The organism is Mastigocladopsis repens PCC 10914 (genome assembly GCF_000315565.1).
GTDB classification, from domain to species: domain Bacteria; phylum Cyanobacteriota; class Cyanobacteriia; order Cyanobacteriales; family Nostocaceae; genus Mastigocladopsis; species Mastigocladopsis repens.
This window is the reverse complement of sequence record NZ_JH992901.1, coordinates 2,759,043-2,783,250: the sequence shown is the minus strand read 5'-3', so window position 1 is coordinate 2,783,250 and position 24,208 is coordinate 2,759,043. Positions and strand designations below refer to the sequence as shown.

27 protein-coding genes, 1 tRNA gene and 1 pseudogene are annotated in these 24,208 nt (G+C 44.2%); 16 read left to right on the top strand and 13 right to left on the bottom strand.

Annotated elements, in window-relative coordinates:
* Nucleotides 1-69: 69 nt before the first annotated feature.
* The 5 genes from rplK to rplS all read right to left on the bottom strand — a co-directional run bounded on the left by rplK (nucleotide 70) and on the right by rplS (nucleotide 2,140).
* The gene (gene rplK, locus MAS10914_RS0114580) at nucleotides 70-495 is read right to left on the bottom strand and encodes a 50S ribosomal protein L11 (RefSeq protein WP_017316677.1); all 426 of its coding nucleotides are present in this window, start codon (nucleotides 493-495) and stop codon (nucleotides 70-72) included.
* Nucleotides 496-500: 5 nt separating this feature from the next.
* The gene (nusG, locus tag MAS10914_RS0114575) at nucleotides 501-1,142 is read right to left on the bottom strand and encodes a transcription termination/antitermination protein NusG (protein WP_017316676.1); all 642 of its coding nucleotides are present in this window, start codon (nucleotides 1,140-1,142) and stop codon (nucleotides 501-503) included.
* Nucleotides 1,142-1,363: a preprotein translocase subunit SecE gene (gene secE / locus MAS10914_RS0114570; protein ID WP_017316675.1), complete on the bottom strand. Its 222-nt coding sequence runs from the start codon at nucleotides 1,361-1,363 to the stop codon at nucleotides 1,142-1,144. Before secE ends, nusG begins: the two co-directional genes overlap by 1 nt.
* A gap of 193 nt (nucleotides 1,364-1,556) precedes the next feature.
* Nucleotides 1,557-1,629 (bottom strand) — tRNA-Trp (locus MAS10914_RS0114565).
* 148 nt (nucleotides 1,630-1,777) lie between these two features.
* On the bottom strand, nucleotides 1,778-2,140 hold the full coding sequence (gene rplS / locus MAS10914_RS0114555) for a 50S ribosomal protein L19 (RefSeq protein WP_017316673.1): 363 nt from the start codon (nucleotides 2,138-2,140) through the stop codon (nucleotides 1,778-1,780).
* A 146-nt stretch (nucleotides 2,141-2,286) separates the two neighbouring features.
* On the opposite strand from rplS, the gene MAS10914_RS0114550 reads away from it, so the two are divergent.
* The 3 genes from MAS10914_RS0114550 to MAS10914_RS36195 all read left to right on the top strand — a co-directional run bounded on the left by MAS10914_RS0114550 (nucleotide 2,287) and on the right by MAS10914_RS36195 (nucleotide 4,388).
* Nucleotides 2,287-3,255, top strand: coding sequence for a glycosyltransferase family 2 protein (locus tag MAS10914_RS0114550; protein ID WP_017316672.1), 969 nt, complete (start codon nucleotides 2,287-2,289; stop codon nucleotides 3,253-3,255).
* 215 nt (nucleotides 3,256-3,470) lie between these two features.
* Nucleotides 3,471-4,181: a dynamin family protein gene (locus tag MAS10914_RS31585; RefSeq protein ID WP_232224163.1), complete on the top strand. Its 711-nt coding sequence runs from the start codon at nucleotides 3,471-3,473 to the stop codon at nucleotides 4,179-4,181.
* A 78-nt stretch (nucleotides 4,182-4,259) separates the two neighbouring features.
* Nucleotides 4,260-4,388, top strand: coding sequence for a hypothetical protein (locus MAS10914_RS36195; RefSeq protein ID WP_017316670.1), 129 nt, complete (start codon nucleotides 4,260-4,262; stop codon nucleotides 4,386-4,388).
* A 125-nt stretch (nucleotides 4,389-4,513) separates the two neighbouring features.
* On the opposite strand, the pseudogene MAS10914_RS0114535 reads toward MAS10914_RS36195, so the two are convergent.
* Together MAS10914_RS0114535 and MAS10914_RS35555 are read right to left on the bottom strand one after the other, a co-directional pair.
* A pseudogene (locus MAS10914_RS0114535) lies at nucleotides 4,514-5,095 on the bottom strand (IS66 family transposase); the annotation flags it as partial.
* Nucleotides 5,031-5,396, bottom strand: coding sequence for a DUF6444 domain-containing protein (locus tag MAS10914_RS35555; protein ID WP_017316668.1), 366 nt, complete (start codon nucleotides 5,394-5,396; stop codon nucleotides 5,031-5,033). The pseudogene MAS10914_RS0114535 and the gene MAS10914_RS35555, both read right to left, overlap by 65 nt.
* Nucleotides 5,397-5,492: 96 nt before the next feature.
* Between MAS10914_RS35555 and MAS10914_RS35550 the strand changes: the two genes are divergently transcribed.
* Nucleotides 5,493-5,822 (top strand): hypothetical protein, encoded by a 330-nt coding sequence (locus MAS10914_RS35550; RefSeq protein WP_017316667.1) that lies wholly within the window; start codon nucleotides 5,493-5,495, stop codon nucleotides 5,820-5,822.
* A 163-nt stretch (nucleotides 5,823-5,985) separates the two neighbouring features.
* Nucleotides 5,986-6,141: a photosystem II assembly protein Psb34 gene (gene psb34, locus MAS10914_RS34255; protein ID WP_017316666.1), complete on the top strand. Its 156-nt coding sequence runs from the start codon at nucleotides 5,986-5,988 to the stop codon at nucleotides 6,139-6,141.
* A gap of 24 nt (nucleotides 6,142-6,165) precedes the next feature.
* Here the strand turns inward: psb34 and MAS10914_RS36190 are convergent, their stop codons facing one another.
* Both MAS10914_RS36190 and MAS10914_RS0114515 read right to left on the bottom strand, forming a co-directional pair.
* Complete coding sequence (locus MAS10914_RS36190) at nucleotides 6,166-6,300, bottom strand: hypothetical protein (protein ID WP_269635056.1); 135 nt, start codon at nucleotides 6,298-6,300, stop codon at nucleotides 6,166-6,168.
* A 97-nt stretch (nucleotides 6,301-6,397) separates the two neighbouring features.
* Nucleotides 6,398-7,582: an RNA-guided endonuclease InsQ/TnpB family protein gene (locus tag MAS10914_RS0114515; RefSeq protein WP_017316665.1), complete on the bottom strand. Its 1,185-nt coding sequence runs from the start codon at nucleotides 7,580-7,582 to the stop codon at nucleotides 6,398-6,400.
* 72 nt (nucleotides 7,583-7,654) lie between these two features.
* On the opposite strand from MAS10914_RS0114515, the gene MAS10914_RS34980 reads away from it, so the two are divergent.
* The 4 genes from MAS10914_RS34980 to MAS10914_RS31580 all read left to right on the top strand — a co-directional run bounded on the left by MAS10914_RS34980 (nucleotide 7,655) and on the right by MAS10914_RS31580 (nucleotide 11,197).
* A complete protein-coding gene (locus MAS10914_RS34980) occupies nucleotides 7,655-7,822 on the top strand; it encodes a hypothetical protein (protein WP_198014977.1) in 168 nt (55 codons plus the stop codon).
* A gap of 669 nt (nucleotides 7,823-8,491) precedes the next feature.
* Complete coding sequence (locus MAS10914_RS30200) at nucleotides 8,492-9,046, top strand: reverse transcriptase N-terminal domain-containing protein (protein ID WP_017316664.1); 555 nt, start codon at nucleotides 8,492-8,494, stop codon at nucleotides 9,044-9,046.
* Between the two features lie 599 nt (nucleotides 9,047-9,645).
* The gene (locus tag MAS10914_RS0114505; protein ID WP_084786453.1) at nucleotides 9,646-10,215 is read left to right on the top strand and encodes a reverse transcriptase N-terminal domain-containing protein; all 570 of its coding nucleotides are present in this window, start codon (nucleotides 9,646-9,648) and stop codon (nucleotides 10,213-10,215) included.
* A gap of 490 nt (nucleotides 10,216-10,705) precedes the next feature.
* A complete protein-coding gene (locus MAS10914_RS31580; RefSeq protein WP_017316662.1) occupies nucleotides 10,706-11,197 on the top strand; it encodes a reverse transcriptase/maturase family protein in 492 nt (163 codons plus the stop codon).
* A 17-nt stretch (nucleotides 11,198-11,214) separates the two neighbouring features.
* On the opposite strand, the gene MAS10914_RS0114495 is transcribed toward MAS10914_RS31580, so the two are convergent.
* A complete protein-coding gene (locus MAS10914_RS0114495) occupies nucleotides 11,215-13,260 on the bottom strand; it encodes a recombinase family protein (protein WP_017314043.1) in 2,046 nt (681 codons plus the stop codon).
* A gap of 191 nt (nucleotides 13,261-13,451) precedes the next feature.
* Here MAS10914_RS0114495 and MAS10914_RS36185 point away from each other — a divergent pair, with 191 nt between their 5' ends.
* The 4 genes from MAS10914_RS36185 (at nucleotide 13,452) to MAS10914_RS34240 (ending at nucleotide 16,052) form a co-directional block, all read left to right on the top strand.
* Nucleotides 13,452-13,583, top strand: a complete 132-nt coding sequence (locus MAS10914_RS36185) for a hypothetical protein (protein ID WP_269635038.1) — start codon at nucleotides 13,452-13,454, stop codon at nucleotides 13,581-13,583.
* Between the two features lie 51 nt (nucleotides 13,584-13,634).
* A complete protein-coding gene (locus MAS10914_RS30195; RefSeq protein ID WP_017316661.1) occupies nucleotides 13,635-14,159 on the top strand; it encodes a reverse transcriptase domain-containing protein in 525 nt (174 codons plus the stop codon).
* A 132-nt stretch (nucleotides 14,160-14,291) separates the two neighbouring features.
* Nucleotides 14,292-15,401, top strand: coding sequence for a group II intron reverse transcriptase (locus tag MAS10914_RS0114485; RefSeq protein WP_232224162.1), 1,110 nt, complete (start codon nucleotides 14,292-14,294; stop codon nucleotides 15,399-15,401).
* Nucleotides 15,402-15,602: 201 nt separating this feature from the next.
* Nucleotides 15,603-16,052: a hypothetical protein gene (locus MAS10914_RS34240; protein WP_156818159.1), complete on the top strand. Its 450-nt coding sequence runs from the start codon at nucleotides 15,603-15,605 to the stop codon at nucleotides 16,050-16,052.
* Between the two features lie 75 nt (nucleotides 16,053-16,127).
* On the opposite strand, the gene MAS10914_RS0114475 is transcribed toward MAS10914_RS34240, so the two are convergent.
* Both MAS10914_RS0114475 and MAS10914_RS0114470 read right to left on the bottom strand, forming a co-directional pair.
* On the bottom strand, nucleotides 16,128-19,397 hold the full coding sequence (locus tag MAS10914_RS0114475) for an efflux RND transporter permease subunit (protein ID WP_017316658.1): 3,270 nt from the start codon (nucleotides 19,395-19,397) through the stop codon (nucleotides 16,128-16,130).
* 58 nt (nucleotides 19,398-19,455) lie between these two features.
* Nucleotides 19,456-20,793 (bottom strand): efflux RND transporter periplasmic adaptor subunit, encoded by a 1,338-nt coding sequence (locus tag MAS10914_RS0114470; RefSeq protein ID WP_232224161.1) that lies wholly within the window; start codon nucleotides 20,791-20,793, stop codon nucleotides 19,456-19,458.
* 684 nt (nucleotides 20,794-21,477) lie between these two features.
* Here MAS10914_RS0114470 and MAS10914_RS0114465 point away from each other — a divergent pair.
* The 3 genes from MAS10914_RS0114465 to MAS10914_RS0114455 are packed head-to-tail and all read left to right on the top strand — an operon-like array spanning nucleotide 21,478 to nucleotide 23,461.
* On the top strand, nucleotides 21,478-22,020 hold the full coding sequence (locus tag MAS10914_RS0114465) for a phycobiliprotein lyase (protein ID WP_017316656.1): 543 nt from the start codon (nucleotides 21,478-21,480) through the stop codon (nucleotides 22,018-22,020).
* 34 nt (nucleotides 22,021-22,054) lie between these two features.
* Nucleotides 22,055-22,921 carry a DUF4351 domain-containing protein gene (locus MAS10914_RS0114460; RefSeq protein ID WP_017316655.1) on the top strand — a complete coding sequence of 289 codons (867 nt, stop codon included), beginning with the start codon at nucleotides 22,055-22,057 and terminating at the stop codon, nucleotides 22,919-22,921.
* Between the two features lie 33 nt (nucleotides 22,922-22,954).
* On the top strand, nucleotides 22,955-23,461 hold the full coding sequence (locus MAS10914_RS0114455) for an organic hydroperoxide resistance protein (protein WP_017316654.1): 507 nt from the start codon (nucleotides 22,955-22,957) through the stop codon (nucleotides 23,459-23,461).
* Between the two features lie 137 nt (nucleotides 23,462-23,598).
* Here MAS10914_RS0114455 and MAS10914_RS0114450 read toward each other — a convergent pair whose 3' ends face one another.
* A complete protein-coding gene (locus tag MAS10914_RS0114450) occupies nucleotides 23,599-24,174 on the bottom strand; it encodes a Uma2 family endonuclease (protein WP_017316653.1) in 576 nt (191 codons plus the stop codon).
* Nucleotides 24,175-24,208: the final 34 nt, after the last annotated feature.

Below are 24,208 nucleotides of genomic sequence, written 5' to 3'. Positions count from 1 at the left end.
TATTTGTCCTTTGTCATTTGTCCTTTGTCCTTTGTCTAAAGCTAATGACTAATGACTAATGACTAATGACTAATCTGTAACTGTTACGCCCATATTTTTTGCGGTGCCTGCGATGATGTTCATCGCCGCTTCAATATCATTGGCGTTGAGGTCAGGCAGTTTGGTTTGGGCAATTTGTCGCAATTGCTCTTTAGTAATCGACCCAACTTTCCTTTTGTTCGGTTCGCTGGAGCCTTTATCAATTTTAGCTGCCTTGGTAATAAGTACCGATGCAGGTGGAGTCTTGAGTACAAATGTAAAACTCCGGTCTTCATATACCGAAATTTCTACCGGAATCACCGTTCCAACTTGATCTGCTGTTTTGGCGTTGTACTCTTTGCAGAACATCATGATGTTAACGCCGTGCTGACCCAAAGCAGGCCCCACTGGCGGTGCTGGGTTGGCTTTCCCAGCATTCAGGGCCAATTTAATGACCGCTACGACTTTTTTCGCCATTCTTATTAGCTCTGTTTCTGAACCTGATTAAATTCCAATTCTACTGGTGTATCCCGTCCAAAAATCGAAAGCAAGGCTTTGAGCTTACTCCGTTCTGGACTCACTTCAATCACCTCACCTTCAAAGTCCTTAAACGGACCAGAAAGCACAATTATCTTATCACCAGTAGCCATGTCAATTTTGACGACTGGCTCCTGTTCGCTGGTCTGTTTGAAGATTCTTTCGACTTCTGTGTGACTCAGCGCCAGAGGTTTTACGTGACCGCGACCCTTGCCACTGCCACGTTTTTGTTCTGCTCCCACGAAATTAATCACATGAGAGGTATTTCTCACCACCTGCCAGGTGTCGTCATCCATCATCATCCTCACTAGCACATAGCCAGGGAAGACCTTTTCTTCGGTATGCTGGCGACTCCCATCCTTACGGATTTTCACTGCTGGTGTATGTGGAATCTCCACCTGGATGATTTTATCAGCTACATCAAAGGTTTGAATGCGCTGCTCCAAGTTTGTTTTGACACGCTTCTCACAGCCAGAGGCTACTTGCACTGCATACCAGCGGGCTTCTTGCGAAGCATCTGACGCTGTTTCTGCGGCATCCTCTGAGTGCAGCGTTGCGTTGTACTCTCCGTCTGTTGCAGAAGTCATCAGAACACCTGTTGTGCTGCCCAAGTAAAGAATTTATCTATCAAATATATCAAAGATGCGGAGAGAGCCATCATTAACAACACACCTGCTGATTCACTCACCAGCTGCTGCCGACTGGGCCAAACCACTTTATCGAACTCTTCCTTTATTCCATTGAAAAAGTTCGCTATGCTAAACCCATTGTTCGTTTCTGTCATTTCCGCTTCGTTTTTTTTGCCCACGGTCGCCTCTCTCCCCCCATTCCTGATACAGAAGACTATTGCCTGTTAATTTCTATGCTTTTGTTACAGCTAGTACTCAAACTACCTTGTTTGTAGCAAAAATCTGCAAACACAAAAATTATGCCCGAAACATTCAAGCATACTGCTATATTAGCAGATGTGCATCATTTTCGGGCTTTATTTTTGCTTACAGCGCGCCCTGGAGGACTTGAACCCCCGACATCAGGTTTTGGAGACCTGCGTTCTACCAACTGAACTAAGAGCGCACAGGCTGTCTTTTATTCAGTTATTACACTTAACTTACTCTATTTTAACCCATGTTGGCAATTTTTTTGTTGACTTTGGCTGTTGGAAATAAATTAGCGGCGTGAGCCGCTTGATTGTTTAAGCCTTCTGCCATATCTAGCTTTTAGATCACAAAGCGCGGTCAAAGCGCTGCTTGATTCGGGTAGCCTTACCAACACGATTGCGTAGGTAATACAGCTTAGCACGCCTTACCTTACCACGACGCAAGATTTTGATGCTGTCTATCCGAGGAGAATGCAGCAGAAACACCCGTTCGACGCCTACACCTTGGAATACACGACGGACTGTAATGGTTTCATTGATACCGCCATTGCGCTTACCAATCACCACACCCTCGTAGGGTTGTACGCGGTATTTGTCGCCTTCCTTGATTTTGACTCCGACTCTGACTGTGTCGCCCACAAATATTTCGGGCAAATTAGATTTTAGTTGTTCCGCTTCAATAGAGCGGATTATCTCTTGAGTATTCATAGTTCACAAAAAAACTCACAATCAACAATAATAAATCGACAACTACCTTCTAGTCTAGTTATTTTAAATAGAGAATTTTTTTACTCCTATTTCATAGAGAACAGAAGAGTCTTTTCTATACGGCTGTGCAAAGAAGTGTTAGATGTATGAAATTTAGCGTCGTCATCACGACCTACAACCGCTTGAAGTTACTACAACGAGCAATTGACTCTGTCCTAAACCAAACCATACCGTGTGAGCTGATTGTCTCAGATGATTGTTCATCTGATGATACCCAAGCCTATGTGAAAAGTTTAAGCACAGAGCTTTGTGTTCGTGAAAATGCACCACGCCTTGTTTACTATCGCAATGAAGTAAACCAAGGTCATGCAGCAGCGGTCAATGCTGGAGTTCTTCAGGCTCGTGGAGATTGGATTAAGTTTTTGGATGATGATGACTATCTCGCTCCAAATTGCTTAGAGGAGATGGTAAAGGCAATCGCACTGCGACAAGATGCTATTATTTGCTCTTGCATTGCTGCTCAGGTGGACAGCAATGGAGTTGAACTGAGCCGCACGCCTATTGTTGGTCCAGGGTTAGCCTATTATATCCCACAAGCAGATATTCACTACGGCATGTTGCTGGAGCTGGTTCCCTTTGGCACGCCTGTTCAAGTCGCGTGTAAGCGTGAAGCGTTCTTGCAAACTGGTGGGTGGGATATCACATTAACTAACTGTGATGACATTGATTCGTGGATTCGCATTACTCAGCATGGCGATGCTATCTTTCTCAATCAGTGTCTTGCCTACCGCACTATTTGGTCTGGTAGCTATGACCAAAAAATTTCTCTAAAAACAAAGCTGGATACTAATATTTTGATGAAAGAAAAAATTCATGCCTTGGTTAATGAGAAGCATCGCTCAAACATCCTACCTCTTCAAGATATTAGAAATTACTTAAAACTACATTGGACTATAGTGGCACTCAAGAACAGAAAAATTAAGTGCTTTCTTAAGCTAGTAGATCCAGCAGTGCTTTCTTTAAATGCATGGTGGATTTTGCTAACTGCTATTTTCACAAGGCGAGTGAATCGGGACAATTCTCAGATTCATAAATATGTATTAATTAAGTCTTAGTTGATTTGGTGTTCTGGGCTGATCGCATTATATTTGCACAATTTTTTATGGTAAGGGAAAGGGTTTACCAGAAGCTAACTCTCCTATTTTAAAAGGAGAAAAATTCAAGAAAATTGGAAGCCTCAGCTATTCTATGTCAACTGTCCGTATGGTGATCGAAATTCGATTCCACCCATTACAGCGGTTTGCATTTGGGTGAGGTACACAAAGAAATAATGAACCACAGATGGACGAGGCAGTGCGTTGCGGTGAATCAGCCCTGCAACGAAGCCTATAAAGTACAAAATCTTGAGTTGAGAATGGCAATTGTTGCACCGATGAAGGCTGGTAAGTCTACCATTACAAATGCCATTATTGGACAGGAGATTTTGCCAAGCCGCAACTCCGCCATGACGACGCTTCCCACAGAGATTATTTTTGATGCAGAACTGACCGAACCAGTTTTGTCTCTGAGTCCAGTTTTGTCTCTGAGTGCAGAGGTATTGTCAGTTTTTCAAGAAACAGTGTTATCTTTGCGCCAGAAAATTGAAGATTTAGGGATGGAGGGAGTGCAAGAAAAACTTGCTCAGTACCCACATTTGGCGGAAATGCCAAAGCAAATTCTGAAATCTGTATGCGAAATTCCCGCCAAAAGTGAAGGGCGTGAAAATATCATTCATACTTTAACTTTCTTAAATGATATTGTTCGCCTGTGCAGCATCCTAAACCCAAGTGCAGACCAGATACAATCCTTGATGGATGCTCCTAGAATATACACTCCATCTTGGCGTTTACAAAAAGCAGAAGCACAACCGGAACTTGGTAATTTAGTAATTGTCGATACACCGGGACCAAACGAAGCGGGAGAAAATCTTCGCCTACAGGCTGTAGTAGCAGAACAGCTTTGCAAAAGTTCAATCGTGTTGATTGTTCTTGACTTTACATAGTTAAAAAACGAAGCCGCAGAGACAGTTAGAAAAGACGTTCAGAAAGTAATTGAATTACGTGGCAAAGATAATTTGTATGTGTTAATTAACAAAGTTGATCAACGCCGTGAAGGTGATATGAGTCCAGAGCAGGTGCAGCAGTTTGTGGCTGCGGAATTTGGCATTGGTGATGCAGATAATAAAAATCGTGTCTTTGAAATTTCGTAAGCGACCACGGGGTAGTCGCAGATTAAAAGACAATGCTTCTCTTTAGTTAAAGCATTTGCAGGAATAAATGCCAGAGATTCCAGCAGGTTGAATAAAGGTAAATAACCGGATCTCAGCAATGGGGATTAGGCAGCATTTATTACTTGGTCGGAAGAATCAGCGACTTCAGGAAGTAAAGAAGGGGCTGGCGAATTAGCGCGTGCAGCACTTACTGCTGATACCATAAAATCCAAAACATTTCGACGCTGAGACTTTAAAGTAGTAACAACAGTTAACATCCTTTGGACAAAACGACTATCCGCCTGGGTTTGGGAGCCAAAACTAGTACGTCGCCATATAACCGCAGGACGTATGGCTCTCTCAGCAGCATTATTTGTTGGTTCAACACCTTCAACCGTCAAAAATAACCATAAAGCAGGTTCAACTTTCAGTATTTGGCGGCAAGTGCGAACAGTTTTAGCCAGTGGTGTCTTTTCTACCGAACCAATTTCATAATCGGCAGCCTCTTGTAGAGAAAACTTGATGGAGTTACGAATTGGTTGGACTAAAAGTTGAAGTTCACAATGCTTCAAAGTTCCATCTCTGACTCGATGCCAAAGTTCAAATAATTTCTCCTGTTGTTTTACCAGAGCCGTTCCTAATTCAGCTGAAACTCCGGGACGCTCTGATATTTTGATGAATTCTCGCCTTAAGTGTGCCCAACACAATCAAAAATCGACTATGACCCTTGTGCCCTGGTTGCCCCCCTCGCTTTTTACCACTCTTCTTTTTTTCTGGTTTTTTTTCGGCATGAAGTGGATCTGACGATGGGGGAATGCTGGAGTTTTTTGATGTGCAATTGATTTTTTCTAATAACTCTTGCTGTTTGGCTTCTAAATCAGCCAGCCTTTTTTCTGATTGCTTTATATGCTGCCCCATTTTCTCCACCAGTTGTTTGACGCTGGCTGGAGTCTTGTCCCAATCTAAGTCGGAAATTTCAATTCCGTAGGCGAGGCAGTTTTCTTCCATGTAGTTTAATCTACCACCTCAGTAACCCATTTTTCACTGTAGCGTTTCAGATCCTGTGAACGGTTACGTTTAGCTGATAATGTACCTTTAAGAGCTTTGGCAAAACGTGGCTGTAAAAACGTCATTGTAATTCACTTAAAAAATGGTGCTGCTTGGAATCGCCATGACTTTCCTGAACAAACTGTAATTGAAATTAGACCCGAAGAGAGAATTGAAAAGTCCGAAACTCCGATAATTGGCAAAATCGATAGCTACCTAGATTTTAGTTGCGATCGCATCGCCGAACTAAAAAAGCGTGGTTACGAAGATGCAAAACGCTGCTTAATTCCAATTATGGAGGTTTTTAGAACTGTGAAAGACCAACGTCAGTCTCATAATTCGTTGGTTAATTCTACACAGCGTCTCCTGAACGACCCACCCCTGTGAAAATACTGTAGGTAAGTTATTCAATAGACCTGCCTCAATAATTGCATTTTCATAAGTAGCTTTTATTGAAGCTATCAGTCTTTTTTTGTCAAGCTTTATTGACCATTTGTAACAAACTTGTTATATTTATTTACATAATATAACAAGTTTAGAGCAAAGAGCTATGTATACCACTGTTAATCAAGAAGGCATTCTCAATAACTACGCAACCGAACCCCAGATTTACTATGCTGACTACCCCTCACAACAGCAGCAACGTCAATATGCATTGCAGGGTGCATTCGCTACTTTGATTCTGGTTGATTTTGGTGTTAGCTAAGATTTTTTGACTTCCGTATCGGTACTAATTGACATTTGGACTTCTCCTCGTCGCCTCGGTTGCTTTCACCGAGGTTTTTTGTTGCTGTTGTGGAGTGCGGCTGCTGCTTACGGCGGTGTTCCTTCGGCACGCCACTACATAGACTACAAAAGATTTCATGTTTCTGTTTGCGGAATAGGCAAACTAAACAGTGATTTCAAGAGTAGAATTGACACTCCCCACCCTAGCTGACGCTTGAGGGTGGGGATTCTGTAATCTACGTCGTAACTTGCTCTACCAGGGTTGCCCCAAGTAGCGTAGCGGTTGCGACTCCTACAGCGTTACTTCGGGACTGCCCGTCCCTAGCTTGTCGTGCAAGATTTAGAATATTTATCGCTGCGTTCACATCTCTTTGTAGTTCGCATCCACAGTTACATTTATGGGTACGAGTTGAAAGAGACTTTTTTACAATTGCACCACAATCCGAACACTTTTGAGATGTCATCCTAGGATTGACGGCAACAACTGTGGTATTTACCTTACGAGCAAAATATTCTAACCAACGACGAAATAGAGTCCAAGCCACATCATTGATTGACTTGGCAAGACAGTGATTCTTTACCATGCCCTTCACATTTAAGTTTTCATAGGCGACTAAGGCGTTAGCCTTGCATACGCAACGCGCGAGTCTCTTCGCGTGTTCACTACGTTGCCTACTTACTTTTAAATGCTTTTTTGCATATCTCTGTCTTGCTCTGCGTCGTTGGTTTTTGCCTTTTTCTTTTTTATATATCTGACGTTGAGCGTGCTTAATGCTCTTTTCGGCTTTCCTTAAAAACCTTGGGTTTTCCTCATGATGTCCGTTAGAGTCAGAGTAAAAAAACTCAAGCCCAACATCAAGACCTATCTCACTATTACCTGTTCTCTGTTCAGATTTAACCTCGATATCAATCGCAAATTGGCAGTAATATCCATCAGCTTTACGAACTAAGCGAACACGCTTAATTACCTTTTGAGGATAGGTGTGAATGTCCCATTTTCCTAGCAGCCCGAGACTACCAATTCCTTTTTTATCGGTAAAGGTGATACGTCTTTTTGTCGGATGCAGTGACCATCCTGAAGTCTTGTATTCAACTGAACGATTATCTTTTTGAAATCGTGGAAAGCCCTTTTTACCTGGCTTTTTAGACTTGCAATTGTCATAGAACCTAGCAATAGATAGCCAGGCTCTTTCAGTTGCAGCTTGACAAGCCATTGAGTTTAATTCTTTTACAAATCCAAATTCTTTACGCAGTGCTGTTGAATAGTTATTTAGAGCAATCTTGTCAATCTTGGATTCACGAGGTGCGTCCATCCAGTAACGAATAGCCTTGTTTCTAATGAATTGCGTAGCTCTGATAGCTTCGTCAATAGCTTGATACTGTTGACGTTTTCCCTTAACTTTGTACTCTAAGACCAGCACTGCGTTATCACCTCCTTGTTTCCTATTTGTGATATCATTACTTTAATGCAGAGGAAACAAATAGGAAACAATGTGAAATCAGAATACATTAGAATTCGTACAACACCGCGTCGATTTAATAAGTTAAAATTATTAGCTGAACAACGAGAAAAATCTATGACTCAACTTATAGAGGACTGGATTGACTCGTTACCCAACCCGGAGAGAGACAATTCCTCAAGCACCCCACTCACTCGTTGAGCGAGGCTTATCTTCGTTTCGGGGCGGGGGTCTTACACGAAAAAATCAGCCAGCCTTACTACAACGGTGCGATTCGTTCACTCGAAATGAGTAGGAATACCCACAGATGAGTGGCAAGGTCACTAAATGAACCTTGACAACTAAATGACCATGAGGGTAGATTACCTCGAAATCCTAGAGTAAAAGGTAAAAGTCCCTCCCCACAGGTGCAGTGGTGACAGCATCACCCCTAGGGTAGCGACTAGCCATCAATCCCTAAAGCGGGGCGAAAAAGAGGTTAAACTGGTAGCCTAAAACTGGTTCCCTCTGAGCAAGAACCTATGAGTAGCGCGAGCAAAGATGCGACTGAACCGTCGTCATAAGGAACCAGCGAAATAAGGCTATATGCGCTGGAGCCAAAAGGCAATGGATAAAGGGGCTGATAATCGTTGTTTATCAGCAAGCACTCCCAATAAAACCCGGCGGATAGCATTACTCTAACGGTTCAAAACAATGGTCATTTGGAACGAAGTAACCTAACGTCTACTCTCAGGTGGTCGATACTGAGCAGGTGCTAACCGTATGTAGCGTTAGGAGAGATTGAGTCAGAAGCGAATGCCTTGTGTAATGACAAGGATATGCTGACGGACTCACGGTGATTTGGAATGTAGAGTCACAATAGCAATATATATGGCTAATACACGAGAAGTCACAACGGGAATAAACGATGAATCAATCCCTTCCTTGAGGGATAAACCAACTCGTCAAACCGAAAATGATAAATCGATGGTGGAATGGAGGCACATTGACTGGCACAAGCTAGAAAAACGTGTCTATAAGTTGCAAAAACGAATCTACAAAGCCTCAGTCCGTGGTGATGTCAAAGCGGTTCGCAGACTCCAAAAGACGCTGATGAAGTCCTGGAGTGCAAAGTGTCTCGCGGTTAGACGGGTTACACAAGACAACCAAGGTAAGAAGACGGCGGGTGTGGATGGTATTAAATCACTGACCCCAAAGCAACGTCTCACCTTAGTCGCCAAATTAAAATTAGGCTCAAAGGTATCGCCTACCAGACGCGTATGGATTCCAAAACCTGGTAAGGACGAGAAAAGACCTCTGGGTATCCCGACAATGTATGACCGCGCTTTGCAAGCTCTCGTAAAAATGGCACTTGAGCCAGAATGGGAAGCTAAATTTCAACCAAACTCATATGGGTTCAGACCAGGAGTGCGATTCGTTGGGTAGAAACTAACCCTGAAATGGGTGGAGGATTACCCGCAAGATACATAAGAACCTTGACAATTTGGTAGTCATGTGGGTGAGGTTCACAAAACCAAGTCCCGCCCTCCAGGTGCAGGAGTGAAAGCACACAGAGCGCAGTCTCCGAACTGTGTCCCCCAGGGTAGCGACTAGCCATCAATCCCTGAAGCGGGGGTGAAAGGTGACAATGCTAGAAGCCTAATCTGGCAATCATCGAGCAAGAGTTCATGAGTAGGAATACGAAGGTGCGTTTGAACCATCGTCAGGAATAACCAGCGCAATCAGGCTGAAACGCTGGGAGTCCCAAAAGGGCAAGGATAATGGGGAGTTGGCAAGAACCTGGTTGACCAACAAGCACTTCCTCTAACCCCGGTGGATAGTACCGCTCTAAAAACTCCAACAATGACTATCAGAAACGAAGTAACCTCTCGTATAGTTCTCAGTCCGAGCAGGATTGAGCAGGTGCTAACCGTATACTGCGAGCAGGAAAGATTGATTCTCAAGCAAATGCCTTGCTGTAATGGTGAGGATAGGCAGACAGAATCACGGTGATTTGGAAGATGAAGTTTCCAGTAGCAGTAAATATGTCTAATACGAGTTTAAAGACTACGGGGGAATGGCGCTCTATTAACTGGCGAAAGCTGGAACGTAGAGTGTACAAGCTGCAACAGAGAATTTATCAAGCCTCTCAGCGTGGTGATGTGAAAACATTTCGCAAACTTCAAAAGACGTTGATGAATTCTTGGTCAGCAAGAGCATTGGCGGTTCGTAGAGTTACCCAGGATAATTGCGGGAAAAAGACGGCGGGTGTGGACGGCGTTAAATCACTGACCCCAAAGCAACGTCTGACCCTAATTAACCAACTAAATCTGGGTTCTAAGGTCTGCCCAACTAGGCGTGTATGGATTCCTAAGCCTGGAGTGGAAGAGAAGCGACCTTTAGGAATACCTACAATGGGGGACCGCGCCTTGCAAGCGCTTGTCAAGCTGGCATTAGAACCAGAATGGGAAGCGCGATTTGAACCTAACTCATACGGGTTCAGAGTCGGAAGGTCATGTCATGATGCAATCGAAGCAATATTTAATACCATCAGGTACAAACCGAAATTTGTGCTTGATGCCGATATATCAAAGTGTGTGCGCCGCGACAGTTAATGCGGTATCCCCAACCAAGTTGGGAGAGAATAAGGAGAAAGTCTCTAGGTCAACCAACTAACCTGGAGTCGAAAGACAAAAGGGACAACAGCATGTTGGTAAAGCTGGGAATAGAGAAAAGGCGTGAAAACTATTGTTCGGCAAGACCTGTGTGACATGGTGAAAGTTAAACTACCTGAAGCCCAATTCTGACGGTATACGCGATTGCCTATTCCTACAACGCCTAAAAGGAATAATCGTTTGTGTGTGGTTTTAAACATTTAAACCATACAACTCCTTCAAACGAAGTCAGCCAGCGATGAGATGGCTTAACGAATGAATGGGACACCTAAATCACACTGTTACGTACCGAGTTAATAAAGCGCGGGATGACTTACAGGGGGCGACCCCTATGGTTACAGAGTTCTCATAGTAGTCCGAGGACGGGAAAGCCGCCCACATGGCGAAGGAGAACAGGTATTCTTCACACTTACATCGAGAGGTACGCGAGATGCGAAACGCCGAAACGGTTTTAAGTGTAATCCGAGACAGAGGTTATCGTGACTTACCCCTGGATGATGTCTACAGGCAACTTTTCAATCCCAAGCTGTACCTACTGGCGTACAGTCGCATCTACAAAAATGATGGGGCAATGACACCAGGAGTCACAACTGACACTGCTGATGGGATGTCCATTAAAAAGATTGAAAACCTCATAGAAAATATTCGCTATGAACGTTTTCGGTGGACACCAGTGCGGCGAATTAATGTTCCCAAGAAAAATGGGAAAACTCGACCCCTAGGAATTCCCACTTGGAACGATAAATTGGTTCAGGAAGTAATACGTTTGATATTAGAAGCGTACTACGAACCCCAATTTTCTAACAGCAGTCATGGTTTTAGACCCAATCGTGGATGTCATACGGCACTAACAATAATAGACCGTACTTGGCAAGGAACCAAATGGTTTATCGAAGGAGATATTCGTGGATGTTTTGATTAGACATCTTGATACTCCTATCAAAAACGCAAGTTGTAGACGAGTCCAGCTTTAAGTTTTTGGAATTGCTCTAGCGTATCGGGCACATCAGGGAAAAGATAAAGCCCTGTTGATTCGTCCTTGCTGATGGCGATCGTTCCCTTATGAATGCGATCGTAGATCCAGTGGGGTGAAAGTTCTAAAGACTTGGCAACTTGGGGAACCGTGAGATAACCTGAAATTTGACGGGGATGAGACTGGCTACGGTTCTGAAAAATGCGATGTTTAAGCCGGATAGTTTTGACCGTACTGGGTAAAAGAGTTGTGCGTAGCGGCGACCGATGACCTTGTGCCGTCAGTTGTTGAGCAATAACTTGGTCATCAATACCTTGAAGGCTTTGAGCAACAACCTGAGTTTCCAATTCGTCCGCATTAGTAAGTTCAGCCAACGAACCTACTGGAATTGGTAGGTCAACAGTAGTAGTGTCACCTCCTTTCCAAATAATCCGAGTGCGAACTGTGTCGCGGACAAGACGATGAATGACAACTTTATCGATGAGACAGCGTAGCAGAGATTTTTTTTGCACTTGGGTTAAGGTGCCAGTGTGCCAAAGTTCGGGGAGCCTTTGCCCAATGTTAATAAAAGCAGTTTTGAGTTCTTTTGGTAACTGAGTTACTGTTTGAGGCTGCTGACGTTGAGCATAGTTTTCTTGGGCAAGCTTTAGTTCACGTAAAGCATTTTCCCAACGCTGTTCTAGTTCGGCAGCTACCAATCGGTTATCCGGGTCAACTCGATTAAACTGTCTTTCGGCTAGTGCTACTTGATACTGTAAACGTTCGATTTGTTGAGAATGCGCTCGTTCCACTGTCTCTAAAGACTGCTGTTGGGTTTTGACAGCTTTGTGATAAGCATCTAGCTCTACAGCCGACAGAGCTTCTAAAAAGGCATTGACTACGTACTCATCAATTACATCAGCAGGAATATACTGACAAACAGGTACACGATACTGCTGCCGCAAGTAGTTACAAATATAGCGGGTTACGCCTTTGTACTGCACAACCATTTTGTGGCCACATTCGCCACAGTAAACTAGCCCATGCAATAATGCTGCACCAGGGCGAGGGATACCACGGGTTTTATTACGGTCATACTCAGCATAGTTGTCCATAAGCTGTGCCTGATTCCGCTCGTAGGTTTGCCAACTGATGTAAGCCGGATATATGTCATTGACTCGGATCTTCCATTCTGCCATTGGCAGATGCTTTTGTTGTGGCTGATTTGAAACCAAGCCCCTTTTAAGAGTACGTGTACGTCCATATACAAACGCACCAGCGTAGGCAGGGTTTTTCAAAATTGACAAGATAGCCGCCACACTCGGCTTGCGCCAGACAATATCGCCGAATCGATTCCTTCGTGGAAGCAACAGCCCTTCACTGTTGAACATCTGCAACACTTTGGAAGCTGACTTGCGCTGCCCAAAAATCTCAAACACCAAATTAATTCGGTCAATCACTTCACGATTTGGGTCTTTATGCACCACTCCCAGCTCATCACGAACTAGACCCACAGGTAAAGTCAGTGCCAGTTCACCACGCTGAGCCTTGCTGAGAATCCCCGCATTTAAGCGAGAGCGAATCGTATGCAACTCTACCTCTGAGATTTGTCCTTTGAGTCCAAGCAACAATCGACCGTTGGCGCTACCAGGGTCATAAACACCATCCCGGTCAGCAATCAAACAGCTTTTGTAACCACACAGATCCAGCAAGGGATACCAGTCTGAGCAATTGCGCGACAGGCGGGTAACATCATAAGAAAGGATAATCCCTACCAGTCCTAACGTCACTTGGGCTAATAGTTCCTTAAAGCCTGGTCGCTGTTGTGCAGTGGCAGCAGTTATTCCTAAATCACTATCAATTACTTCAATATTATCGTCTGACCAGCCCAGTTCAATCGCTCGTTGACGTAGGGCATATTGCAGACGGAGACTCTCCTGGTTGCTGAGTAATTGGTGCGGCGTAGATTGACGAATGTAAATTATCGCTTTGCGGGTCAGGTGGTGACGTGTTACTAATTCGGATGTGGTCATAAATTACCTCCTCGAAGACGGTTTGGAGTTCGTCAACGATCGCTTGTTGGAGCTCCGGAGTGAGTCGGCTCCAGATTGCACGCGGTTGGATTGACATAAAACCTCACATTGCTTAGCCAGCGTGACCAACTCAGTCACACTTTCTAATGTGAGCTTAGTACTTAAATATCGTTGAGGAGGGACTAATTGCGTTGCTGATACAGGAATGCGTAATCGCATATAACCCCGATAAGCCACAACTACATGACCAGCACCGTTTGGTGGATTTGATAAAGACACCACAGCAAACCGCCGCCCAAACAACGGGTGCATCACGTCAGTGACTTCTATTTGGGTTAAGTCTTCTAATGGGTTCTTGAGATGGGCATTAACTAATGGGTTTGTTTGACAATATTCACCACGAGATTTTACTAAAACTTGTGGCGAAAAGAGTCGCAGACCAACGTCTCCTTAAGCTAATTGAACGTTTCTTAAAAGCGGGAATAATGCAAGGAGCATTGTTTCAACGTACAGATATTGGTACGCCACAAGGAGCAATCTGCTCACCATTATTGGCAAACATATATTTACACCAATTGGATATGTATTGGTGGAATAAATATGGCAGCCTAGACCGCAAACAAAAAGAGAAACGACGGACACAACGATTGGGAAACTGTGCATTAATCCGCTATGCCGATGATTGGCTGTTGTTAAGCAATGGCGGTAAAGCGGAAGCATTGCGTTTACGTGAAGAGTTTCAGACCTTCCTACTAGAAGAATTAAAACTGGAACTCAACATGGAGAAAACACGAGTAACCCACGTTAACAATGGATTTGATTTTCTTGGTTTCCACGTCCGACGCTACGTCAGCGGTCATGATAAACCAAAGTTATTGGTAACACCAACAGATCTGTAGACGCTGCCATGCTCAAACGTCCTCATTTGGTGACCACAGTCGGTTGCAATGATGGAAAGCGAAGTGACGGGAAACTGTCACGCTTCGTTTGGAGAGAGGGATAGAGAAACACGCAAGTCGTGAGGTTTGAAGGTGCGCTCCGTCCCTACTCTATTATCGCCGCTTTTAGCGAATATTGCCCTTCACGGGATGGAAGAACGGATTAAGTTATTTGCAGAAACATTACCTGGTAGTAAAAAGGGTAATCGCTCAAAATTATCATTAACCCGATACGCCGATGACTTCGTCATCTTACACGAAGACATAACTGTTGTCCAAAGATGTCAGATTATTATATCTGAGTGGTTAAAAGGCATGGGTTTGGAATTGAAGCCATCAAAAACACGCCTAACTCATACCTTAAATAAGTATGAGAATGAAGAACCGGGATTTAACTTTCTTGGTTTCAACATTAGGCAGTTTAAAGTGGGTAAATATCACTCAAAACAAGGTTTCAAAACAATCATCACCCCAAGCAAAGAAAAGCAGAAGATACATTACGAACGAATAACTAGTATCATTGACGACCACGGTCAAGCGCCACAAGTAGCGTTAATAAGCCGACTCAACCCAGTAATCCGAGGATGGTCTAACTACTATTCGACAGTAATAAGTAAAGAGTCTTACTCTAAGCTGGAGCATCTCATGTATCTTAAGCTAAAAGCCTGGGCAGAATACCGTCACCCAAATAAATCAGGAGAATGGATAGCCAAGAAATATTGGCGAACCATTGGCGGTGATAACTGGGTATTCGCTAAACCGAATGAAGGTAAAAATCCAATGCGTTTAATGAAACATACGGAAACGCCTATAATTCGGCACGTAAAAGTTAAAGGCGATGCCAGTCCATACGATGGCAACCTAGTTTATTGGAGTTCAAGAATGGGCACACATCCCGAAATGCCAAAAAGAGTGGCAACACTTCTAAAGCAACAAAAAGGAAAATGCGCCCACTGCGGATTGTACTTCCGTGAGGAAGATGTACTGGAAATTGACCACAAAATCCCCCTAAAGAAAGGGGGAAAAGATGAACATAAAAATCTCCAGTTATTACATAGACACTGCCACGATGCTAAGACAGCTAAGGATGACTTGGTTGGAGGTATGCACTTAGACAAGCACCAAATTACTGAGGAGCGGGATGAAGCGAAAGTTTCACGTCCGGTTTTGAAGACGAGTCGCTCTGGTGACGGAGCGGCTTAGTTTAATAATACCCGTCTTGGAACACAGATCCACAAAACAAAGGCTGGCTGATTTTTAGGGGAAAGCTCGCCGGGGGGATACTCCCCCCGGCAGACTTTCGACAATGCGTCGGATGCTTTCGTCATTGTCCGCCTTATATCCCCTCCCTACTGCGTTGAGGAAGGGGTATTACGGCGTTTTTTGATAAATTGAGTAGCAACAATGACATTAAATACTGTTCGGTTAAGGGTTGTTGGTGGGAATTGCAGATGTGTAGAGACGCGACGCCAGTCGCCTACAGAGGGAAAGCCGTCATTCGCGCTGGCTCGTCATGGCGCGTCTCTACATAGGTTGTCAGTGGGTAAATTATCTTATGCGAACCGAATTTTAATGACATCCACCACTCATCAAGCTACCGTTTCAGATGTTGATCTGCCCATTATTAATGACGGACTCAAAGAGCCTCTAGCAGAATCCTACCAAGAGGGTAAAGCTAATCGGGCTAACAACAATGCCGTTATTACTTTGACAGGAAGCTTTATCCTCATGTCGCTGGTGAGCTTAGTTGCTTGTACTCTGTTCCCAACTCCAAGCACACAACATCATAACAGTGCCAGCACTTTGGATATGACACCGATGATTACACCTGTGCAGATGATGGGGTTTAATTGAATGGCACTTTGCCAGCCCTTGAAGTTATTAGTCATCAAGTTTAAAAAGTGATCATTATTATAGGCAACCCCTTATTCACCATTTCCTAAACTTACTTACCTTATCTAACACAGGCTTTGCCCATTTCAAATCCAGCAAATCGTGTAGGAGAGTGTAAAAACAGGGAATGATAAACAGCGTTAGCGTTGTAGCGATCGCCATCCCAAAAAATACGACAATCCCCAGAGGCTGCAAAAACTCTGAACCTTCGCCAATACCCAAAGCCAAGGGGAACAACCCCAAGATGGTAGTGACTGTGGTCATCATAATCGGACGCAAGCGCTGAGGAGCAGCTTTGAGGATGGCAACTTGACGGGTACAACCTTCCTCTTCCCGAATTTGGTTAGCTAGTTCTACCATCAAAATACCCGCATTCACCACAATACCGACTAGCAGCACCACACCAACTATCACCGTTGCGCCAATTGCTGTTTTGGTGATGTAAAGCCCGAAAATCCCCCCTGCTAACGCTAGTGGTACGGTAAACAAGATGACCAAAGGGTCAATCAGCGAGTTATATTGCACAGCCATGACGACGAAAATTAAGAATACTGCTAATGCTCCCAAAGTTTTCAAAGAGTTTTGTAGCTGCTGATTAGTTTCTTGAGCAGAACTTGGCACAATGGTAACGCCATCCGGTAACTGAATGCTCTTAACGACCTCATTCACTTCTGCTAAAGCATCACCAAGACTAGCACCCTCGCTCAGGTTGCCTGCAATAATAAAAACTTGACGCTGATTAATTCGCTGAATCTCGCCAGGTGCTTGACCTTGTTCAATGCGAGCAACGTCCAAAAGGCGGACTTGTTGGTTATTTTGCGTAAATAGTGGCAACCCTTCTAACTGGGAAGGACGCTCAATTGCTTCTTGATTCAACTCTACTCGCACATCAACTAAGCGGTTCCCGCGTTGAATTTCCGTGGGAACTGAACCTTCAATAGCAGTTTGAATTGTTTCACCAATTTCCTCTGCTGTCAGCCCCAATGCTGCAACTCTTTCCCAGTCAGGGCGAATTTGCACTTCTGGTTGGCGGGGGTCGGCATCTGGTCGGAATCTAGCTAGTGTAGCCTTTTCCTCTAAAGCTTGCAGCACTTGCCTACCTGCCTGTTGTAACTTTTGTTCCTCCTGACCTTGCAGGATGACATCAACTTCTGAACCTTGAGCTGGGGTATTACTCAAGATTAAACCGCGTACCTGACCGGGACTGAGGCGCAGCAAAATTCCTGCTAGATTGAGTTGGTTAAGTTCTTTATTAACTCGTTGGACGAATTCCTCGACATCTTTGCCTGGTTTGAGAGTGATCGTACTGTTGGCGCGTAGAGGATTTTCAGAGGTCGTGCTACCAAACAGAAAACCCCCTACAGTTGTGAAAACAAAATCAGTTTCTGGCTGCTTCTGTAAAATATCATCCACAACCTGCATCACTTTCTGAGAAGTTTCCAGAGGTGTGCCTGGAGGAAACTGCGCTCTTAAGTTGGCTTGTCCGGTATTGATACGCGGCAAAATTTCTTGGGGAATTTGACCAGCCATGAACAAGCTGCTACCACCCAAAATCACCAAAACTGCTGCGATGACAAGTAACCGATAACGTAAAACTTTAGTTAAAAACCTACTATATAGGTTTGTGGCATCTTCAAAGCGGCGATTAAACTGCCGCAACAGCCAAAACTCTCTTATCCGACTCGACCAGGGAATTGCCAGCAGTCGAGAACACAGCATCGGCACGACTGTGACGGCGACGACAAGAGAAGCGGCAACTGCAAAGCTAATACTGAGAATAAGTTCATTAAATAGCAGAGAGATAAAGCCGCCAATTAACAAGAATGGCACAACAGAAACCAAGTTGGCAGCGGTAGCGGCAATTAAAGCAGATTCTACTTCTTGGGAAGAAGTAATAGCCGTCTCAATAAAGAATTTTGGATTGGGCTTTCTTGTGCGCTCCTTCTGATTGGAAATCATGCCTGTTTTTTCGGCGATGTTCTCCAAAATGACCACCGATGTATCAATAGCTTGACCAATTCCCAATGTTAGACCTGCCAGACTAAAGACATTCAAAGTCAAGCCGAACAACTTCATCAGAGCGATCGCTGCTAAAGTACACAATGGAATTGCCAAACTAATAATAAATGTTTGCCGTATTGACCCCAAAAATAACAGCACCGCTGCTGCTGCCAACAATGCCCCAGAAATTGCTGAGAAAATCACATCATTCAACGAATTGCGAATGAAGCGAGATTCATCTGTGGTGGCGGTGAAAATCATATCCGGTGGAATTAAGCCGGACTGTCGCAATTCTTCCAGCCGCTGCTTGACGCTATCTACAACTGTGATTGTATTGGCATCGGGTTGTTTTTGAATTGACACTTTCACCGCTGGCTGACGGTTCAAATAAACGAACACTCGCTGTTCTTCTGTACCGTCAATCACCTCAGCAAAGTCTCGCAGATAGACGCGACGGGGTGGGGAAGTGGAAGTGGAGGAAGTAGTGGCAGTGGAGGAAGTAGTAGAAGTAGTGGAAGTAGTGGAAGATGAAGAAGAGACTTGAAAGGAGATGTTACGGATTTCTTCTGCATTTTGGAACCGTCCCACAGTGCGGGTTAATGGTTCAGACTCTTGCCCCAAAATCCGACCACCAGATATATCCTGGTTACGGGCTGTTAATTCATTAAGTACATCGGTTATCCCAACACCCAAGGCTTGCAGACGGTTTAAGTCAACAAGCACCCGCACTTCTTCCTCAGCAGCGCCAGATACATCAACTGAAGCAACTCCTGGCACAACACTGAGTTCACGAGATAGTTCTTCATCTGCAAATACTCGTAAATCTTTACCTTGCAGTGAGGGAGATGTCAGCGCCAATTCGTAGATTGGTTGTTGGGAAGGGTCGAATTTAAATATGCGCGGCTCTTCGATAGTGTCTGGTAGTTGTCCTCTGCCTCTATTAAATGCAGCAGTTGCATCGTTTAGGGCTTGGTCAATATCGCCTCCTGGTTGGAAAAATAAATCCAGGCTAACCTGTCCCTCACGAGTTCGAGAAAAAACTTGCTCAACATTCTCAGTGGCTGATAAAACTTCTTCTAAGGGTCTAGTGATTTCATCGACTGCAACTTCTGGTGATACACCAGATGCTTCAAGCCGAACACCAATTCGCGGATAGGTAATCGACGGTAGCAAATCCACTTGGATAGTTGTCAGAAAAAATACCCCAACAACAATAACTGCCAGAGTGAGCATGAGTGTGCCGATATGCTGACGTATCGAAATAGTGCTAATACTAAATCCGCTACCTTGTTTTACCTGCTGCATAATACGTAAGTGCTGAGTGCTAACTATGTCCCTAGGATGGTGAGGAATGCCTACTCTACTATTGCTTTTCTGAAAGTATTGAAAGCTTTACGGCAATGCCGTCTTTCAACGGTTTGCCACTGCGAGTCACAAATCTTTCTCCCGGTTGCAAGCCGGATAAAATTTCTACTTTGCTATCAGCTTTTTGTCCAAGGGTGACTGGTCTGGCTGTCACTGTTACTTTGTCGCCTGCTTGCGTTACTACAAATACCGTTCCCTGACGGTTTTGCTCTTGTCCCTTTGCCCCCTTGTCTGCTTGTCTGCTTGTCTCATTGTTTCCTGCTCCCACCTCAATGGCTGTCTCTGGTACGACGACTCGTGCTTGTGTCTGAGTTTCAAAATTGACTCGTGCCAACAAACCACTGCCAATTTTCCCACCACTGTTGGGAATAACAACTTCAACTGGTATCAAGCGAGCTGTTGTGTCGGCGGCTGGGGAAATGCGCGTGACTTGTCCAGTGTATGTTTGGTTGGGGAACGCATCTAACCGCACTTTGACAGATTGTCCTAGGCGAACTTTGCTCAGTTCTAATTCCGAAACTTGAACTACGACTTTAACACGGCTGAAGTCTCCTATTCTCAAGACTTCATTCCCTGCTTGGAGGAGATTTCCTGGTTCTGTTACTTTTTCTAAAACTGCCCCAGTAATCGGGGATGTTAGTCTTGCATAGGAACGGCGCTCTTTGGCTTCTGCAACCACGGCTTGTTGAGCAACGACTCGACCTTCGGCAGCAGCAAGGGCTTGCTGTTCTGTGCGGACTTGCTCTTGTGCAGCACGCAGGACTTGGGCAGCAGTCAGGCTCTCGGTGCGTGCTTGTTCGGCTGTTTGTTGTGCGATCGCCCCCTCTTTCAAAAGTTTCTGCTGCCTTTGCGAGTCTGCTTGTGCTTGCACCAGTTGCGCTCGATTTCTTTCTACCTCAGCACGGGCATTACTGATTTGCGCTCTTGTCCGTGCTACTTCTGACTTCAGAGCTGCTAGTTCTGCTTCTGCTTGATTTTGGGCAGTTCTAAGCAGGGCATCATCTATCTGTGCAATAATTTGCCCTTGCTTGAGAGCATCCCCCACATCCACATTCAATGCCAAAAGCCTCCCTTCCACTTGCGATCGCAGTGACACTGTGCGAAATGGTGTGGTACTCGCTGTATATTCTAATTCCTTTCGCAACACACCTGTACGGGCAATTGATGCATCCACAGGCACTGCGCCGCCCCCCGCTTGGTTCCCGCCTGAGCGCTGTGATTGAGCTTCAGCTAATTCCTTCGGAAGTGAACCGCAACCTACTGTCAGTAGTCCCACACCTAATACAGAAGCAATAAAAATCTTTTTTCTCTTAACTTGCATTTTATTGGAGGTCATTGTTAGCTGTCTCAAAAAACAGTCTCTGTTTTTCTGCCTTTCGCTATGTGCTACTTTAAGCTGCTGATTTCCATCCAAAATCATCTATGCACGCTCCTATTAAGGCAGTTTTGGGTCAACTCAGTAATTTCATTCTCTAAAATTTCATGCCCTAAGTAAAATCAACTACATAAATAAGAGGAAGAGTTACCCCAAACCTCCTACAGTTTTGCTAGACACAGCAATTTCTATGGAACTAATACGAGCATTTTTGAAGTTATTATAACTATTCTTAAATTTTTCTTGACTCTGTCCAAGGATTAGCTTTTCCACCTTTTTAGAGACTTGACAAACGCAGATACCAAGAAGGAGGCTTACCAAAAGGTAGTCCACAGGACAAGGAATTATGCGAAATCGTGCAGATTTAGCTTTGTCTATATAGACAAGAGTTCCAGTCTTTAGGTTCCCACAAGTGCAAGATTTAATTTGGAAAAAACAAATTTTTCCGTTTCAGTTTCTTACTAAAGAGGGTTGCGAAAGAAATAAAAATGCTCATTTCTCCAATCGTAGCAAAAATATCAGCAATACTTGTCATATGACAATAATATTAAGAAAAGTAAAAAATCTGGTATATCAGACATAGATAGTGTAGTCAAGCTCAAAGCCGATTATATATAAATTTACTTTGCGTAAGGAAGGATACCAGTGACATCACAGATCAAACTGACACAAACTGCTGAGGAATCTCTACTAGCTGAGTTTTTTCAAGAATCAGTTGGTATGTGGCGCTCGGAACGGCGCTACTATACGCTACCAGATGGAGAAACTAAGGAAATGGTAAGTATCATCACCATCCGGTTTTTGACAAAGGGATGCGATGAATTGCAAAAACTGGGTCAGATGCACGGTCTACCTGATACAGTCAGTTTGACCTGTGGTGCTGAAGTGACTTGGGAAAGTGAGAATTCTGTGACAGGAAGGAAAGAGTCCAAGGGTTCAACGTTGTTTGGTGGTTTGGGAAACACGTTGTATCGCGATCGCGGTTTTGCCACAACCAAGCCTATCACCGCCCAATATCACTTCCCCAACCCCAAAACACTATGTTTGCGAACAGAATACAACAATTCAGTATTTGAGGAAGAGTTAAAGCTGATTGGCAGCAAATACCGGACGCGCCAGACAATTATCTCCCGCGCTGGCGAACAGTTGATGATTGGTCAGTATCTAGAGAAGAGAGTAGATTTGTGAGATACTGACGTAGCACCTCAATGATGCAATTCCATTGGCTTACGACAACATTTGCCGTTACTTAGCCCAAGCATATCCTGTTTCCTTTGCCTGTTGGTTACTCAATGTTGAGGCTATTGAAATTCAGCCTTTACCCACAGAACTGAGCCTTGAACCTATTCGTTCCGATGCCCTTTACTTGTTACCAGAACGAGGGCAAATTCTCCATTTAGAGTTTCAGACTGTACCTTCTTCCAGTCCGCCCTTACCCTTGCGTATGCTGGATTATTGGGTGAGACTCTACCGAAAATATGAGCGTCCCATTGAGCAAGTTGTCATTTTTTTGAAGGAAACAAGCTCACCAACGGTTTATGTCGAGCAATTTACCGTAGGTAGAACTGTTCACCCCTATAGAGTAGTACGAGTATGGGAGCAAGACCCCAGTCCATTACTAGAAAGTCCAGCATTGTTACCCTTGGCTGTATTAGCTCGAACAGAAGCTCCCCAAGTGCTGCTAGAGCAAGTTGCAAACAGGATTGATAGAATTGAGGGACAAGAACAGCAACAGAATATCTCTGCTTGTGTTGAGATATTAGCCAGAATAAAGTTTGATAGGAATTTGATTCGGCAATTTCTACGGGAGGATCTTATGCGCGAATCGCCACTGTATCAAGAAATTTTACAAGAGGGTTTGCAGCAGGGTTTGCAGCAGGGTTTGCAGCAGGGTTTACAGCAGGGAAAGTTAGACACTGTTGTGTTACTTCTTAACAATCGTATTGGAACGATGACTCCTGATTTGCAAGCCCAGCTTCAACAACTCTCTATTGCTGAGTTAGATGATTTGTGTAGAGTGTTATTGAGTTTTTCTAGTACAACAGATTTACTTATTTGGCTGCAAGCCCAGCAAGAAACGCATAACTAAAATGGTTTTAACTCAAGCCCAAGGAGAAAAGCTGTGGTAGAAAAGCAGCCCTCAGTGGAACAAATGGTAGAGCAGATTGCAGAACCTTATACGGGTTCTGTGATGAAGCCGCTATACACAGCGACTGTAAGTGTAACTGGGGGAGAACTTGGACACGCACGGATATCTGGTCATGCACGTAGTTCCGACGGAGTTCTTGACCTAAATCTTGCAATGCCTAAAGAACTCGGCGGTTCTGGTGAATTGGGGACAAATCCAGAGCAACTTTTTGCTGCTGGCTACGCCGCTTGCTTTCACGGGTCTATGGTTCTATGTGCGAGGTCGATGCGCCTCAACGTGTCTAATTCCACGGTGACGTGTGCTGTTACCATTGGCAGAGACCCTGTAGATGGAGGCTACAGGCTCAGTGCCCAGCTTTCAGTAGAAATTCCAGGGTCTAACCGTGAGCAGGCTGAACAGGTTGTTGCTAAAGCACATGAACTCTGCCCCTACTCTAAGGCTATCCACGGCAATGTTGATGTTACGGTGACAGTGATCTGAACTTAGTACATAATTGCATAAGTTCATAGCGAAAACTCAAACTAAGACTCTGCGTACCTTCGCGCTTACTTCGCGTGCCTCTGCGTTTAAAAACGTTACGAATTAATGAAATGCTGTACTTCGCACATCTTGTGTATTTATTTTTCCAAATTACCTGCACTAAACACCTGCTCAGGAGCAAGCACTAACTCTGGAAATGTCCGCGATCTAATCTGTTGGTTTGCACTCAAAACAGTTTGTTCGTATAACCCCTCTTCCAACAACAAGACTGATATTGTTGCTTCTAGGGGGTCTACAATCCAATACTCTGGGACTTCCAATGCCGCATACTCAGAACGTTTGTAGCGGTAATCTCGCTTTACCGACTCTGGACTGACAACTTCTACAATTAATAGCGGTGGTGACTCAAAGACTGCTGACAAATTCATTAGTGTTCTTGCTTGTTCTTGTGTCACCACACACAAGTCAGTCAATCTGGATTTATTTCTACCTGTTCTGACTCCAGTTTCTCGAAAGCATAGCCAAGGTAAACCCAGTCGCTTGATTTCTTCCTTGAGAACACTATCTAAAAAATCAGCAATTAAAAAATGTTGAATTGTAGGTGGATTCATTAGTTCTAGCCTGCCATCCACCAATTCGTAATGAAAACCAGTGCCATCATCATAGGTCAAATATTCCTCAAAGGTGAGGCTGGTTGTTGGTGTTGTGACCATCCCGACTCACTCCAGTGATAGTATTCTCATCGTA